This is a genomic window from Roseibium algicola, from assembly GCF_001999245.1.
Lineage (GTDB): Bacteria > Pseudomonadota > Alphaproteobacteria > Rhizobiales > Stappiaceae > Roseibium > Roseibium algicola.
The window spans coordinates 39,539-54,512 of sequence record NZ_CP019632.1; the positions used below are offsets into that span (position 1 = coordinate 39,539).

At 56.1% G+C, this 14,974-nt stretch carries 14 protein-coding genes and 1 riboswitch; of the genes, 5 read left to right on the forward strand and 9 right to left on the reverse strand.

Features of this window, described 5'->3' with window-relative positions:
* Nucleotides 1–117: 117 nt before the first annotated feature.
* The 4 genes from B0E33_RS30425 (at nt 118) to traG (ending at nt 3,976) form a co-directional block, all read left to right on the forward strand.
* Complete coding sequence (locus tag B0E33_RS30425; RefSeq protein WP_156912585.1) at nt 118–1,260, forward strand: hypothetical protein; 1,143 nt, start codon at nt 118–120, stop codon at nt 1,258–1,260.
* Nucleotides 1,261–1,571: 311 nt separating this feature from the next.
* A complete protein-coding gene (locus tag B0E33_RS30430) occupies nt 1,572–1,823 on the forward strand; it encodes a TraC family protein (RefSeq protein WP_062492145.1) in 252 nt (83 codons plus the stop codon).
* A 46-nt stretch (nt 1,824–1,869) separates the two neighbouring features.
* Nucleotides 1,870–2,127, forward strand: a complete 258-nt coding sequence (gene traD, locus B0E33_RS30435) for a conjugal transfer protein TraD (RefSeq protein WP_062492143.1) — start codon at nt 1,870–1,872, stop codon at nt 2,125–2,127.
* Entirely contained in the window at nt 2,072–3,976 is a 1,905-nt protein-coding gene (traG, locus tag B0E33_RS30440) for a Ti-type conjugative transfer system protein TraG (protein WP_265733584.1), read from the forward strand. The genes traD and traG overlap by 56 nt, the downstream gene beginning before the upstream one ends.
* Before the next feature lie 157 nt (nt 3,977–4,133).
* Here traG and B0E33_RS30445 read toward each other — a convergent pair whose 3' ends face one another.
* From B0E33_RS30445 to repA, 9 genes are all read right to left on the reverse strand, one after another.
* The gene (locus tag B0E33_RS30445) at nt 4,134–4,421 is read right to left on the reverse strand and encodes a hypothetical protein (RefSeq protein WP_077294769.1); all 288 of its coding nucleotides are present in this window, start codon (nt 4,419–4,421) and stop codon (nt 4,134–4,136) included.
* Between the two features lie 304 nt (nt 4,422–4,725).
* A complete protein-coding gene (locus tag B0E33_RS30450; RefSeq protein WP_077294866.1) occupies nt 4,726–5,070 on the reverse strand; it encodes a DUF736 domain-containing protein in 345 nt (114 codons plus the stop codon).
* A 275-nt stretch (nt 5,071–5,345) separates the two neighbouring features.
* Nucleotides 5,346–7,064 carry a Fic family protein gene (locus B0E33_RS31685; RefSeq protein WP_077294772.1) on the reverse strand — a complete coding sequence of 573 codons (1,719 nt, stop codon included), beginning with the start codon at nt 7,062–7,064 and terminating at the stop codon, nt 5,346–5,348.
* Nucleotides 7,065–7,128: 64 nt separating this feature from the next.
* Nucleotides 7,129–7,335, reverse strand: a complete 207-nt coding sequence (locus B0E33_RS30460) for an antitoxin VbhA family protein (RefSeq protein WP_062492137.1) — start codon at nt 7,333–7,335, stop codon at nt 7,129–7,131.
* Nucleotides 7,336–7,559: 224 nt separating this feature from the next.
* On the reverse strand, nt 7,560–7,967 hold the full coding sequence (locus B0E33_RS30465; RefSeq protein ID WP_062492135.1) for a type II toxin-antitoxin system VapC family toxin: 408 nt from the start codon (nt 7,965–7,967) through the stop codon (nt 7,560–7,562).
* Complete coding sequence (locus B0E33_RS30470; protein ID WP_077294775.1) at nt 7,964–8,206, reverse strand: type II toxin-antitoxin system Phd/YefM family antitoxin; 243 nt, start codon at nt 8,204–8,206, stop codon at nt 7,964–7,966. The genes B0E33_RS30465 and B0E33_RS30470 overlap by 4 nt, the downstream gene beginning before the upstream one ends.
* Nucleotides 8,207–8,320: 114 nt before the next feature.
* Nucleotides 8,321–9,577, reverse strand: coding sequence for a plasmid replication protein RepC (repC, locus tag B0E33_RS30475; RefSeq protein ID WP_077294778.1), 1,257 nt, complete (start codon nt 9,575–9,577; stop codon nt 8,321–8,323).
* Between the two features lie 223 nt (nt 9,578–9,800).
* Entirely contained in the window at nt 9,801–10,802 is a 1,002-nt protein-coding gene (gene repB / locus B0E33_RS30480) for a plasmid partitioning protein RepB (protein ID WP_077294781.1), read from the reverse strand.
* A gap of 3 nt (nt 10,803–10,805) precedes the next feature.
* Nucleotides 10,806–11,999 carry a plasmid partitioning protein RepA gene (gene repA / locus B0E33_RS30485; protein ID WP_077294784.1) on the reverse strand — a complete coding sequence of 398 codons (1,194 nt, stop codon included), beginning with the start codon at nt 11,997–11,999 and terminating at the stop codon, nt 10,806–10,808.
* Nucleotides 12,000–12,268: 269 nt separating this feature from the next.
* Nucleotides 12,269–12,394: riboswitch (TPP riboswitch) on the forward strand.
* Nucleotides 12,395–12,485: 91 nt separating this feature from the next.
* On the opposite strand from repA, the gene thiC reads away from it, so the two are divergent.
* On the forward strand, nt 12,486–14,294 hold the full coding sequence (gene thiC / locus B0E33_RS30490; protein WP_077294787.1) for a phosphomethylpyrimidine synthase ThiC: 1,809 nt from the start codon (nt 12,486–12,488) through the stop codon (nt 14,292–14,294).
* Nucleotides 14,295–14,974 lie beyond the last annotated feature (680 nt).

A 14,974-nucleotide genomic window follows, 5' to 3' on the forward strand; every position in this document is an offset into this window, starting at 1 on the left:
CCTGGCGTCAAACTTCGCGACAGAGTTGCGAAGACACTTGACGCTTAGCATACCGGGATTGTATCCACAATCCTATAAGTGCGCATTAGTAAGTTCTGCTTGAAAGCAGTCCTCTTAATGAGCAGCCGCCATGCGGCGGCTGGGCGCAAGCCCATCTCTTCGGTTTCAAGTCGCGAAGCTCATTTTCTGAAAAAGGCATTTCCAAACATGTTTGGCTGGCTCATTCGCAGAAAAGCGCAAACACAGGTCACTCCACCCGCCCCCACCTCTGAACGACAAGCTCCAAAAGTCGAAGCCAACCCAAAGGCGGCCTCGACACTGAAGACCGAAACACGCTCTTTTTCACTGGAGAGGGTCAGGCTTCAGAATGCGATGGGCTTTAAGGTCAGCCACGACGATTTGCCTGACAGCTTCCCGCTTCACTATTTCACCAAACGTCCTTTGCCGAATGGATCGATTGCGCTCTTTCCCGGCACGTGGGCTGCGGAAACACTGGAAATCAATCTGCCCATCCGGACGACGGAACAAGCCGACGCCCAGGAGGCGGGAGCGCAGGTAGAGAATGAAAGCGCTCTCATCGATCTGAGGAAGGTCGATAAGATCCCTGCCGAGCTGGATCTCTTCTTGCCGCTCTTCGCCAAAAGCGAAATCCAGCCACTCATGATTGACATGATCCCCGAAACCTCCTTCGGCGCATCCCTCGCAAACATCCTTACGCAAGGGAGCTGGAACGCGTTGCGGCTTGAGGCTACCGCGCGAAGCGGCGGCTGTTGTCAGGTCTGCGGTGACAAGCCCCAATCAATCGAGTGTCATGAGCTGTGGGAGTATCACACTCCGAAACGCCGCGACGCTGTATCGGATACGCGCGGCGTTCAAACTCTCGTAGCGTTGCTTTCCTTATGCAAGGCTTGTCACCGGATGTTTCATCCGGGTCGCGCTGATGCGCACGGCCAGTCTGACGAAGTGTGGGAGCGCATTGCCTGGGCAAACCGCTGGACGGGCGAACAGACTGCCGCCTATTCCCGTATCGTTCAAAAGATCTGGCAACGGCGATCTGCGATCACTTGGGATCTTGATCTAAGGCTGGTTCGCAATTGGGAACTTGTAGTCAGAAAGGCGAAAGTCAATATGCTTGATGACGGCCGTCTCCAGGATCTCATATCGGATCGCATCACCGGTCTGCTCGGCGTCAACTGGCGCTTTTCCAAAGAGAGCGAATTTCAAAAATCGTTGCCTCTTCCGGATTGGTTGACTGTCTAACCGACCTCCCGCCCGGATCTGGTTTACCACAGGCTACGGCTTTCTCTTCGGCGCTTGATGGGGAGCGCGTTCAAGCCTCCGCCCGCTCCGTCCGGTTTTCCTCAAAACCGGACTGCGGCCCTTCGGGCTGGAAAACCAGATCCTCAAAACCCGCATTTCGAAACCGATAGGCCCATCTCTTTTTACCTGAGCGGACTCCGCATGGGTTGAACGAACGGCTCCCGCTGCAACCCGTCTCGACACGGAGTCCCCGACCCGTTAAGAGCGAACCATGCCGCACCGGCAACCATTCACTTGAAGAGGATTATTTCATGGCTCCACGCACTGCCAAAACCGCCTCCGAACAGATCGACGACATCGAAGCACAGATTGCGAAACTGCAGCAGCGCAAAAAGGAAGTGCTCAAGAAGCAGTCCGAGCGCGTTGCCAAGCTCGTCATGGAGAGCGGCCTGGCCGATCTCGACATTGACGAGGCAGAGCTCTCCAAAGCTCTGAAAGATGTTGCTGCCCGATTTCAAAACCCGGCCACTCCACAAGCTCACACTCCGGCTCCGCAAAATTGAGGGGCAATTCCGAACTCTCGAAAATCGGATAAAGCGGGCTCGGTTCATGGACCGCAAGAAAGACGCAAGAGAGAAGATCCAGCTCGGCGGCCTCATCGTCAAAGCCGGACTTCGCGAAACCGACAAGGCCATCCTTCTCGGCATCCTCACCGATGCCGCGAAACAGCTTGGCGATACAAATCAGCGCGACAGATGGCGCGCGATCGGAAAGGCGGCGTTCAAGGATGACAGTCAAAAGGGCAATGTTGATGCTGATCCCGATAGCCCTCATGCTGGCGGCGGTGTGGGGCTTGAGCGGGATTGAGACGAAGATGGCCGCGCTCGCCACAAATCAAAAAGCCTACATGATGCTCGGCAGGATCGGGCTCACCCTCCCCTCCCTCGTCGCTGCCGGCCTCGGTCTCATTGTTCTCTTTTCAGCGCGCGGCAGCCTCGACGTTAGCTGGGCTGGCGTGGGCGTACTCATCGGCGGCCTGATGGTGTTCACCATCGCGGCGCTCCATGAGGTGCTGCGGCTGAATTCATTTTCGTCTCAGGTGCAGCCTGGGACAATCCTGCAATATGCCGATCTCTATTCGCTCAGTGGTGCAACCGGCGCGCTCTTCGTCGGCCTGTTCGGATTGAAGGTCGGCCTGAAAGGAAACACGGCGTTCGGCGTCAATCGGCCGAAACGCGTTTCCGGCCGACGGGCCATCCATGGCGAAAGCGACTGGATGGACAACGCGATGGCTGCCAGGATCTTTCCGGAGCAAGGCGGAATTGTCCTGGGTGAGCGCTACCGGGTCGATAAGGATAGCGTGACGGAGGTCAATTTCGATCCGCGCCATAAGGAGACCTGGGGCAAAGGCGGCAAGGCTCCCCTCGTTGCATTCGATCAGGGGTTTGGATCAACCCACGGCATCGTCTTTGCCGGATCGGGCGGCTACAAGACGACATCGGTAGTCATTCCGACCTGCCTTAAATATCCTGGTTCGATGGTCGTCCTCGATCCATCGACAGAGATAGCGCCGATGGTATCTGAGAGCCGCAGCGCGATGGGACAGAAGGTTATCTGTCTCGATCCAAAGGAATCTGACGTCGGTTTCAATGTCCTCGATTGGGTCGGACAGTTCGGCTCGTCAATCGAAGAGGACATTGCGACGGTCGCGGCCTGGCTCATGTCGGAAAAGCCGCGGCTTGCATCCGGCGCCGATGACTTCTTCCGCACCAATGCGGAACAGCTCATTACCAGCGTAATCGCGCATGTGGTCTTTTCCGATCAAGAGAACGCCACGGGAAGTCGGTCGCTGCGCGCCGTGCGGAGCATTCTGACGAAACCGGAGGAGAACCTGAAAGAGTTCCTGGCCGACATCCACGACACGGCTCCGACCGAGTTCGTGAAAGAGCTTGTCGGTCCGTTCATCAACATGACGCCTCAGACCTTCTCGGGCGTCTATGCGACCGCGGCCAAGGAAACGCACTGGCTTTCCTATGACAACTATGCGGCGCTGGTATCCGGCAACACGTTTGGAACGGATACGATTACCAACGGTCGGACGACGATCTTTCTCAACATCGATCTGTCCACTCTGGAAAATCATCCCGGCATGGCCCGTGTGATCATCGGTGCGTTCTTGAAGGCTGTCTATAACCGGGACGGCAACGTCAACGGCCGGGTGCTCTTCATGCTGGATGAGGCTGCGCGCCTCGGCTACATGCGCATCATCGAGACGGCCCGTGATGCCGGTCGCAAATACTGCATCTCGCTCTTGATGCTATTTCAGTCTCTCGGACAGATGCGGGAAGCCTTCGGCGGGAAAGATGCCACGTCCAAGTGGTTCGAATCCGCGTCCTGGGTCTCCTTCTCCGCGATCAACGATCCGGACACGGCCCGGTACATTTCCGACCGCTGCGGCATGACGACAATCGAGGTGGAACAGGTCAGCCGCTCCTCGCGCGGTGGTCATGTCACCCGTAACCGGTCCCGCCAGCTCTCTCAGCGTCCTCTCATCCAGCCGCATGAAGTTCTGCAAATGCGATCCGACGAACAGATCATCTTCACCAGCGGCAACGAACCACTGCGTTGCGGCCGGGCCATGTTCTTCCGACGGAACGACATGACCGAGAAAGTCGGCGCGTCCCGGTTTGGCAACTCAAGCCAGGCGAAGAACTGATGAAAAGCAGGATTATCAAACGTCCTATCGGGGTAGGTCCCTGGGGATAGAAGTTCGGCGATACCCTACCAAGACGGTCTGGCGCGCTCGATGCGCGCCAGGCTGTCACCATGATGAAGACTGCGAGAGGGCTTTCGCCCTCTCGCGATTGAACGTTTCAAAAGCCAATATCGAGAAATGCGGCTGTCCGGCCTGACGCCTCCAGAATGGTAAGGGCGCGCGGGTTGGCCTTCAGTGCCTCTTGAGCGGCGGCTAGACGATCCCACGGTTCAACGTTTTCAAAGACTTCCTGTTCGCCGTAAGCATCGACAAATCCGCAGTACTGCGGTTCCGTTTTAAGAGCGTCTAGTCGAAACTGCACGCTGGCGATCACTTGATAAGCCTCGCGGAGCTCGGCCCAGTAAGCTGCACTGCCGCCGTCGATGGTGTTGACTTGATTGATCATTGATTTGTCCTTTCGTTTTTCTGACGAAAGGTCCCCACTTCTGCACGACGAGGGAGTCAAGGACCGCGCAGCGGCCGGCGGAGCCGGTGAGTGGGGGAGCCGATTTTCTCGTGGACGCGCGCAGCGTGGCCGCGTGAAAATTGGGGGAACCGCTCATCCTTTACTCGTGAGGAGTTGGAGTACGATGGGCTTTCACAGAAGAAGCATAAACCTCCCGGCTGGGTGATGCCTCATCGGCAAGCGGAGCGCGCAGGGCGAAGCCCGGAGATCAATTGGGCCTTTCATCGGCCCGAAGGCCGGGGGATTAACCCCGGCGATCGCTGTTCAGATAGTCATTCGGAATGACGGCCTGAAGTGCATCGTCATCATGATCCGGATACCGGCCGAGGTTCGCGTAGAACTTCGAGTGGCCCGTGTTGATGGTGAGCGAAAAGTACGGATCGCCGTTGGCGTTGTTTCGCTCCCAGATGCCACCGATATCGATGCGCTTGCCGGCTGGGCTCTTGGCATAGAGCCGGAACTTGGGGGCTTTCTCGTTGTCGCTGTGCAAGGCTTCGCCGGTCACATCGACGTCGAAGGCCAGAGTTGCAATGTTGCCTGTGAGCTTGTCACCGGCGAACTGGATGTAGTTGGTGAGGTTGTCGGTCATCTTCCGGTTCCTTTTGTTCGAATTGCCGATGGACAAAAAGAACGGCCGCCAAGAGCGCGGGCCGCACCCCGAAGGGACCGCAACGCCAGTGCAGGACCGCAGGGCGGGAAGAATTTGGGTAGCGAGGAGCCGGGAACCGGCGGGGAAATTCTTTGCGCCCAAGGTTGAGGACGAGCTCAAGGCCGTATTGTCCAATCGTCGGCATATTCGGATAGCTCCAATGGGAACCGGAAGATGACCGGCCCCCTGCCCTCTCCGCAATCTGTTTCGCCTGGCTAGCGGACTGGCCCGCCCTTGCCTCGCTCCGCCGACTTCGCTTGTTCCAGCTTGCGGGCTTCCTGTCGAACACGAACCTGCCCCTTGTCCAGCACTTTCAAGGTGCTCTTCACCCGCTCTATCTGTTTGGGATCGAGGCCGTGTTTCTGGGAGAGCTCCGCATGCCTTTCAGGCTTCATGTGCGCACGGATCTCCCTCAAGTCCGTGCCGAAGCGTTTTTCCAGCGTGGCCATCACCTGCCGGAGCTCGGCCTTGTGCGCCTCGGTCAACGGCATGGTTTCCTGAATGGCTTTCATCAGCGATTGGCTTGGCGCGCTGACCTCAACCCGCGCCTGGTCGACAACGGCGCGGCGCTCCTGGGCCATCGTCTTGCGGATCCCGTGCACCACGTTGATGTGGGTTTCCACGATGGCACGCAGGTTCACGGTACCGGCAAGGGCATTCCGGCGCGCAAGCCGCTCTTCGCGGCTGGAAGTTATGCCGCCTCGCCCTGCGAGTTTGCCGAATTTCTCGGGACCGTCCTTCAATTCATAAGCCAGCGAGGCATCGCCAAGTTTGCCCAGTTCTGCGGCGTCTTTCACCCGATTGATAACCTTTTGAGGATCCGCGAAGACGACCTTGAGATGGCGCTCCAGGCTCTCGGTCGATTTGATGGCAGCTTTTGAAACCGCAAGCCGGTCCTGCAGCTCCTCTCTCGTCACCTCGGGGCTGAGCACCTTTTCCGGCACCATGACGCCGGCGGCTTCATAAACGAGAGATTCAAGGCGCTCCTTGGTGGAGCTAAGAACACGTTCGGCATTCTGTGCCGGCGGCTGGCCCAGAATGGAAAAATCCGATTGGACCGTGATCGTGATTTCTGCATCGCCTGCCGGCAACCTGACAGGAAGGTCCGCCCGGTCCAGCGCGACGATGCCCTTTTCGGTCAACAGGCTGGCAACGCGGTCGCTGTGTCCCAGGATTTGACCGGTCAGGGTTTCGCCTGGACGGGATGCGCGTACATTGTGGTCGAACGGGTTCTCTCCAAGCCGTTCCAGATCCGAGAGTGCGCCCCGGATGGCCTCCCGCCGATTGGGATTTAGGGAGTCCTCGAGGAGATGTTGCATCAACGGGCTTTTCGGATCGTGGGTCGTCTCGATGGAGGTCTCGATCATGCGTGCCTTGGTGATGACGGATAAATCCACCTCGCGGCCATAGTGCTGACCGAGCATCGTAATGAAGGCTTCCTGGGCGCGGCCATTGCCTTCCCGAAAGGGGTGAACGTAGTTGAGCTCCGACAGCGCCAGGGCCGCCCGTCTGGCGAATTCTTCCGGAGTGGCCGATTTCATGACACTCTGGTCTTGAATCGGCTTCAAGGCTTCGTTCAAGCCCAATTCCAGACGGGAACCGTGCAAAAAGGACGTTCCGCCTTTCGATATGACGCCGATCGGCTCAACGCGCTCGCCATCAATGACAGGGCATTCGTTCCGGGTATGCCCTGCCCACTCGTAGACATCCTGAAAAATGAAGCGGTGTATGGCTTTTAAGTGAGCAGCGTCGAAGTTGCCCGAGGGGCCACGGCCTTGAACGACTTCTGCCATCCGCGAGGTCGTTAGCGCGTATTCGGCGGTCGTCAGATCACTTCGGGTTCTGAGGTTCAACTTGTTCCGCAGGACGCCTGAGCGCTCCGGATCCCCTGGAACGTCCGGATAGGTGTAAGAGCCTTTTTGTTCGTTGCTCAAACAGAATTCCTCACAAAAATAAGCCGCCCATTCCGGGGCGGCCTGGACCTTCTCTGAAGGGAATTCAGGACTTTTGAAAGCGGGCCATCATCTCGGCGCGGTGCTCTTCAATCGTTATGTCGCCGGCGACATAGCGAGCGTTGGCGTTTTCCAGAACCGGATCATGAACATAGCCCTGCCGTTTGTTCGCTGCGGTGGCTTGCTCAATGGCTCTGCGGCGCTGTTCCACGGCTTCCGGGGAACGATCTGGACGGGAGGAATGAACGTTCATGGGGTAGTCTCCAAACTACGGACCTAGCAACTGACGCCATAGAGAGCCTGAACCGGGAAAAGTTCCTAACTCTCTAACCTATAATAGCATTTTTGGCTGTCGAAGGCGAATGCCGAGCGTGTTTGCCGTTCATCTACCGAAGGTCCGGCCTTGCAAGCGAGCGATCGGCAAAGCTTATCCCGGATTTCGTCACCGAACGCGGATCTGGCAATCAAGACTTCCAATCAAACGAATGGATCGACAAGTTGCACGCCTGTCGGTTCAAAATCAGACGCGTTCCCGGTAACGACCCATCCGTTACGGGTCAAAGCCTGAGCAGCAATCATCAGATCAGCGCCGTTGTGACCAATTCTCGCGGAGAGCTCACCCCAACATAAGGCATCTGATGCGGTAAACTCCAACAACCGGTCTCCAAACATTGAAACCGTCCGGTCCAACCACTGACGAAGATGCTTGGCAAAATCCATATTCCGCCGTTCCTGAAGCCGGATTCCTCTTTCAATTTCGCCAAGCGTGACAACGCTCACATAGAGCGTTTCCTCCGGCTTATCCGACAACCAGGCAGCGACCTTGGGCGCTCTTTCCGCACGCCTTGCGGCAGTAATCACGTTTGTATCCAGAACATAGATCAAAATTCGACATCCCGGGGCGATACCTTTGATCGCTCAATGCCCTCTCCCGGGAAGCTGAGGACATGGTCTGCAAAGCTCTCGCGCCGCCCCTTCGCTTCTCTGAGAAGCCGGCGATACTCTTCCGAGGAAATAACGACGACAGCTGGTTTGCCTCTGCGGGACACTTCCTGAGGCCGGCCAGCCATTGCGGCTTCAACCACAGCGCTGAATCTGTTCTTTGCATCTTGAAGAGAAATCATCTCGCCCTCACTAACTGGCTAGCTATCTAGCTAGATAGCATTTTCTTCATCGATTTCCAAGTCTATCGTGTGGTCAGCGCAAGTTTTCGCCGCCCGGTCCGCGCGTCCACCGCCTCACACCAGCCCATGCAGAGACTTGTGAAGGTGGAGTTTGCCCTCCCCTGCCCTGTCAATCATGGCGCGGAAATACCCGCCGGGCGAAGCAATGTGCTCCGGATCCCGCAGCGCCTTCTCTGCGACAACCACAAGGCAGGCCGCGGCCAGATATCTGCCTTGCCGCTCGACAGCGAGCTGATATCCGGCTGGACTTAGGCCGATCAGCAGGCGCAACTGTTCAGCAGCTCCACAAAGGGCTGGCCAACTGTTCAAGTTGATCCCGGTTTCTGCCTGTACCGATGAACATGCCGACTGGATGAGTCCTATGGAAACGCCATCCAGGTTGGTTTCGGGTAATTTGCTTGGTCCTGCCCTGCCCGCTTGCGATTTCGGCCGTTGTGTTTCCGAGCGACCGCCGCAAGGCTCTTTTTCAAGAGCCATTTCAACGGCGAAGCCGTTGTCAGAAGGAAACTTAGTGTCTTGCTCGTTAGAGCAAGTCCGCTGAGAATTACTTCTAAGAGAGTCGGTTTGGGTTGTAATAGATAAAGGGCTGACATCAATGTCATCCGCGGATGACAATTTATCCTTTATTTCCAACGAGTGGGCGTCATGGAGAGCCAGAATTTCCGTGTAGATCGTTTCCAGGATCCCCGCCTTTTCCACGACAGTCAGTTCATCCCGGTTCACAACTGAATGGGCCCGTGCTGCAAAGCCGTGAAACTCCGCAGGCTCCAATTCGACCACGTCGGCGATCGCCCGTGAAAAGCGCGTGACGGCCCGCTTGGCTTCCTGCTCCGCCTTAATCCGGCGCTGGAACGCATCCGCCTGAGCCTTGAAGGCTTCCAAGTTGAAGCATGCAGGCGTGAAGTCGAGCCCGTAGGCCTGCGCGAAATCTCCGTCTGAACCGCGGTACATATAACGGCGCCCAGTCGGGCTGTCCCGATAGGCAAGCACTCCGGCTTCGACGAGCTTCTTCAGGCAGCGGGTGACGGTGCGTGTGGTGCGCCGTGTGTATTCGGCGAGCCGTTGATTTGAGATCGCCACCACCGGCCGTTTCCCTGTCTGGAAGTCGTCCGCCTGGACGAGGCCCAGGAGAATATCCAGGACATGGTAGGCCGTGCCATCAATACCAAGCGCCGGCGCGACGCGTTTCAGAACCAGGGAGATTTCCTTTTTGGTGACCTTCGGCCGATCCTCCTGGGACGCCAGATGCGCGCTCGCAAGGATCCCGGCAGACACCTTGCGAAAACTCGCAATCTGCTGAGACGAAGACATAAGTCCTCCTTTGCCGGAAGCGCATAAACGCGACCGGACACTGAGTGTTCAGATGCGAGACAAGCAAAAAGACGCAAGAAATCGTGCTCTGCTCAAAGACAGAACTTGCGTTGCGCTACAAGTGATTCTATGATTTTAGCTGCTACACATAGAGCATAGGCACTCGTGCTTATCTCAAGTTTGGACCCGCCCTTGTGGCGGGTTCTTTCGTTTAGAGCCTCATTTACTCCCCCCTCTCTTTCATGTAATCCGCATAGAGACTGTTCAGTTGAGCCTTCAAAAACTCATCGAATCCTGGAGCTTTAGCTCCATTTACGGTGAACGTAGTGCCGCTTTTGGTCGATCTGATCGTCACCGGTACGTGCTCAACATGTTGGACCACCATCTTTGGTTTTTTCGGCTTTATTGCTTTCTTCGCGCTGCGAAGCACGAATTCGAAACGCTCGTCCGAAGTCAGCACTGCGATGTTGTCCGCGGACAACATTTCTCGAAGTGGCTTCCAATCAACCAATTTTGCTAACTCAGCAAGTTCCATCCATTTTCGTCGCCCTGTACCAGGAGCGGCGCCAATCGCAACAATCAATTCGACGGGCAATTCTCTGATCAGCTTGATCATTTTTGATACAGCCGCTCTGTCCACTTTGAGCGCAGATATAATGACATTCCGCTTGAACTTTTGGTCTTCCAATCGCGCTGCAAACAACGCACGTTCTATATAGGAAAGATTGGTTCTGGCACTGTTTTCCTGCCCTTGAAGAACGACCAGTTGCTCATCGTTCAACTCCCGAACGACAGCCTTGACCTTTCGATTGAGGCTTCTGGCCGCCCGAAGTCTACGATGGCCGAATGCCACCTGCATGCGACCCTTTTGAGCCGGGTTTGGACGAACAAGGATTGGTACTAATTGCCCGTGCTCATCGATTTGTTGAACAAAGTCCCTCTCGACTTCCGGGTCCGCTTCCAAACGGTCGCGAACAAATGAATCGTCTATTTGAGAGGGATCCAGTTCAACGACCTTTTGTCCTTCCAACAGTTGCCGTTCTAATTCACTAGCACGGTCCATCTGACTTGAGAGTGAGCCAAGAGTTTTTGCGATGCCTCCAACCGGTGAACTTGACCGTCTATTTGGCGTGATGCCCGCCAGTGGGCGATCCGATTTATTTGGATCCCCTTGGATTTCACCATCCTCGTCCGACGAAAAACTGATCAGGTCTTTGCGTGCCATCCCTTACCTCCGTCCCCAAGTCACGTTTAAGAGGTCTTCGATTTCCTGGTTCACGAGAGACATAGATTCCATTGCGCGATCATAAGTACCGCGCACAAATTGGCTTCTTTCGACTTCATACAAAGTTTGCTTGGTAACACCGGCATCAGAAATAGCAGTAGATTTAAGCATCGCATGTTGAAGCATGCGATTTCCAAATATTGAACGCATAAACCCGGTCATCTGGCTTTGTGGTCCATCGTTTGGTTCGAAGCGAGTAACCAAGTAACGCATCCAATCATAGCTGGTACGCCCTCCGGCCTTTTCGACAACACTCATCAATTCAGCTGTCATAGAAAGAAATTGGGACATAGACATAACGTCCAACATCTGTGGATGTACGGTGATCAATACTCCTGTGGCCGCACTTAAGGCCGACATCGTTAGAAAGCCAAGCTGAGGTGGGCAATCAATGACTACAACGTCGTAATAGCTTTCAACGCTTGTCAGCACCTCCCCTATTCGGGCGAAAAACATGGACGCTGAACGTCCTTCAGACATTGCTTTGGGCGTTTCATGCTCGAATTCCATCAATTCAAGATTGCCTGGAACAATATGGAGGTTTGGCGTATATGTGGATCGAATGATTTCGCTTAAGGCTCGAGGGTCTTCATAACGGATAGCACCGTAAAGCGTTTCTCCCTCGTCGACATCTAGTTCGGGTTGATGTCCGAACATCGCTGACAATGATGCTTGTGGATCAAGGTCAATTGTTAAAACGCGGTATCCACGCAACGCCAAGAACTGAGCCAAATGAGCAGATGTGGTGGTTTTTCCGGAACCACCTTTGAAGTTCATTACAGTGATAACCTGAAGCTTTTCATCTCCCCGACGGATCGGCACATATTTTGGCGTGCCATTTTTCTCGTCCAAGACCTGACGTATATGATCCATGTCCTCGACAGAATATGTGCGCCTACCGTTCTCGTTTGGTTCGGGGCCATGCCCATCAGCGGCGACCTGACGTAAATAGCCTTCCTTAATGCCAATCAATTTAGCTGCTTCTGCAGGCGAAAATTTTCGGATAGTCTTTTGAGAAGCAGGTGGAAAGATTTTTCGTTGATGTATCTGCAATTGATGAGCGAGCTCATTCGCGTCCGCCGAAAGTGTCGTTGGCAGGTGTTCAGCAGCACCTTCAACCAGAAGATTGGTGTCCATCTCGAAAAATCCTCGAACTGCGCATTTTTGAAAACTACGCCTCAAACTGCGCTGTTACAATATGCTCCGATTCGTTACCAATTTACAAACGCTTAACCAAGTGCATTTTTCAGCCTAGTTTCGACAAGAACTTCGCATTGTTGTCCGCGGACAACTTTTTGGAGTCACCCGGCACATTTCCTTCAACCTTTTGCCGCCAAAGTGACAGCACTTCCTCGTCGAGCCAAGCATCTCTGTATTGACAAACGCACGTGGATGATGGCCGATGGCAACGTTACCAGGGGTGCCCCGGCAAGGGGCTGAGATACTGCTGGGCCGTTGATCGATGGCAGCGCAGTGACCCGTTGAACCTGATCCAGTTCATACTGGCGTAGGGACGGTGCAAGCGCTGCAGTACGACGTTGCCCAGAATCCGGAGCGTCATGGCGTCTTTCCATCATTCCGGCTTCGAACTGGGTCTCCAACTTGAAAGATTGGAGCCTCAGAATGAACATTGCCACCAAGACTATTACGCCCGAAATCACCAAGGGGCCGCTGCCTGCCTCTACAAAGGTTTACAAGCCGGGCGAAATTCATCCCGATATCCGCGTACCAGTGCGCGAGATCGCAGTCCATCCGACCGCCGGCGAACCGCCCGTCACGGTCTATGATGCCTCCGGTCCCTATACCGACCCGACCCAGGCGATCGATATTGAGATGGGACTGCCGCGCCTTCGCGCCGAGTGGATCGCCGCCCGCGGTGACACGGAGGAATATGAGGGCCGCATGGTCAAGCCGGAAGACAACGGCTTTGCCACCGGCGAGCGCCTGACACTGCAATTCCCTAACCTGCAGAAACCGCGCCGCGCCAAAGACGGCAAGACCGTCACCCAGATCGCCTATGCCCGCGCCGGCATCATCACGCCAGAGATGGAATTCATCGCCATCCGGGAAAACCTTGGTCGCAAGGCTGCAAACGAAAAGCTTCCCCGTGATGGAGAGAGCTTCGGCGCGGCGATCCCGGATTTTGTTACACCGGACTTCGTCCGCGAGGAAGTCGCCCGCGGGCGCGCGATCATCCCAGCCAATATCAACCATCCGGAAGCGGAGCCGATGATCATTGGCCGGAACTTCCTGGTGAAGATCAACGCCAATATCGGCAACTCTGCCGTCACCTCGTCGATGGCGGAGGAAGTCGAGAAAATGGTCTGGGCGACTCGCTGGGGCGCCGACACCGTCATGGACCTATCGACCGGGCGCAACATCCACAACATTCGTGAATGGATCATCCGGAATTCGCCGGTTCCGATCGGCTCGGTGCCGCTCTACCAGGCGCTGGAAAAGGTTGGCGGCATTGCCGAGGACCTTACCTGGGAAGTCTTCCGCGACACGCTGATCGAGCAGGCCGAACAGGGCGTCGACTATTTCACCATCCATGCCGGTGTCCGGCTCTCCTACATTCCGCTCACCGTCAACCGCGTTACCGGCATCGTATCGCGCGGCGGTTCGATTATGGCCAAGGGGTGCCTGCATCATCACAAGGAGAGCTTCCTTTACGAGCATTTCGAGGAGATCTGCGACATTTGCCGTGCCTACGACGTTTCCTTTTCACTTGGTGACGGCTTGCGTCCGGGCTCGATTGCCGACGCCAACGACGCAGCGCAGTTCGCCGAACTGGAAACGCTCGGAGAGCTGACGAAGATCGCCTGGGCGAAAGACTGCCAGGTCATGATCGAAGGCCCTGGTCATGTGCCGATGCACAAGATCAAGGAGAACATGGACAAGCAGCTTGCGGTCTGCGGCGAGGCGCCGTTCTACACGCTCGGACCGCTGACGACCGACATCGCGCCGGGTTACGACCATATCACCTCGGGCATCGGTGCCGCGATGATTGGCTGGTTCGGCACGGCGATGCTCTGCTACGTCACGCCGAAGGAACACCTCGGCCTTCCCGACCGCAATGATGTGAAGACCGGTGTCATAACCTACAAGATCGCCGCCCATGCCGCCGACCTCGCCAAGGGTCATCCGGCAGCGAAGGTCCGCGACGACGCCCTGTCGCGCGCCCGTTTCGAGTTCCGCTGGGAGGACCAGTTCAACCTCGCGCTCGATCCGGAAACGGCCCGTTCGATGCATGACGAGACCTTGCCGAAGGAAGCCCACAAGGTCGCGCACTTCTGCTCCATGTGCGGTCCGAAATTCTGCTCCATGCGGATTTCCCACGATATCCGCGACGCTGCTCGTCAAGAGGGCATGGAGGCGATGGCAGTCAGATATCGTGCTGGCGGCGATCTCTACATGCCAAAGGATCTGTAGTTCATTCGCAGAGGGGAGGGGAGATTCGAGGGGAGGGGTTTAGGGCTCCCTTCGCCCGATGGCCTACCGCTCGATGCGGTAGGCGAGCGGAATGGGCTCCAAAATCGGTATTTTGATAAAAGGCCTTTGCTCAGCTATTCCGGGAGCGGTCCTGCGGCACCGTTTCACGGTTTTGTCACGCTTGGCCGCCGTTTTTCACGTTTGCACACTACCGGCCGATGTCGCGAGGACATCCGATTGCCTGTTTGACATCCATCATTTGGAAAATTCAGAGAATTGACTTATATTCTTGTCCGGAGTGGGACGGCAGGTTTCCCCGCCGCCCCCTTCCCTAAAGTATGAATTGGACCCGGATTTCGATTTGCAAGGTCGTCCGGGTCTTTTTCACTTTAAGGGTAACGCTGATAGGCCAATGCCACATCGTCGTTACCTCCGGTTTGAGAGCAAGGCTGTTGCCTCAGCCGGGCTAGCCAATCCGGCCCGGTCGCGCCGCTTGCTCTGCGCTGCTGCTTTTGCTGCTCAAAACTGAATCAGGTTTCCTCTTTGTAGAGCGCTAAAACTCTCGGGTTCGTTAACTGGTCGTGCGTTGTCTCAAATGTGGCACCGTCCCATTCAATCCACGCTTCCCAACCGGTCGGCGTCGCTCTGCCGTACCATACTCGAACGCTAATCCGATTGTT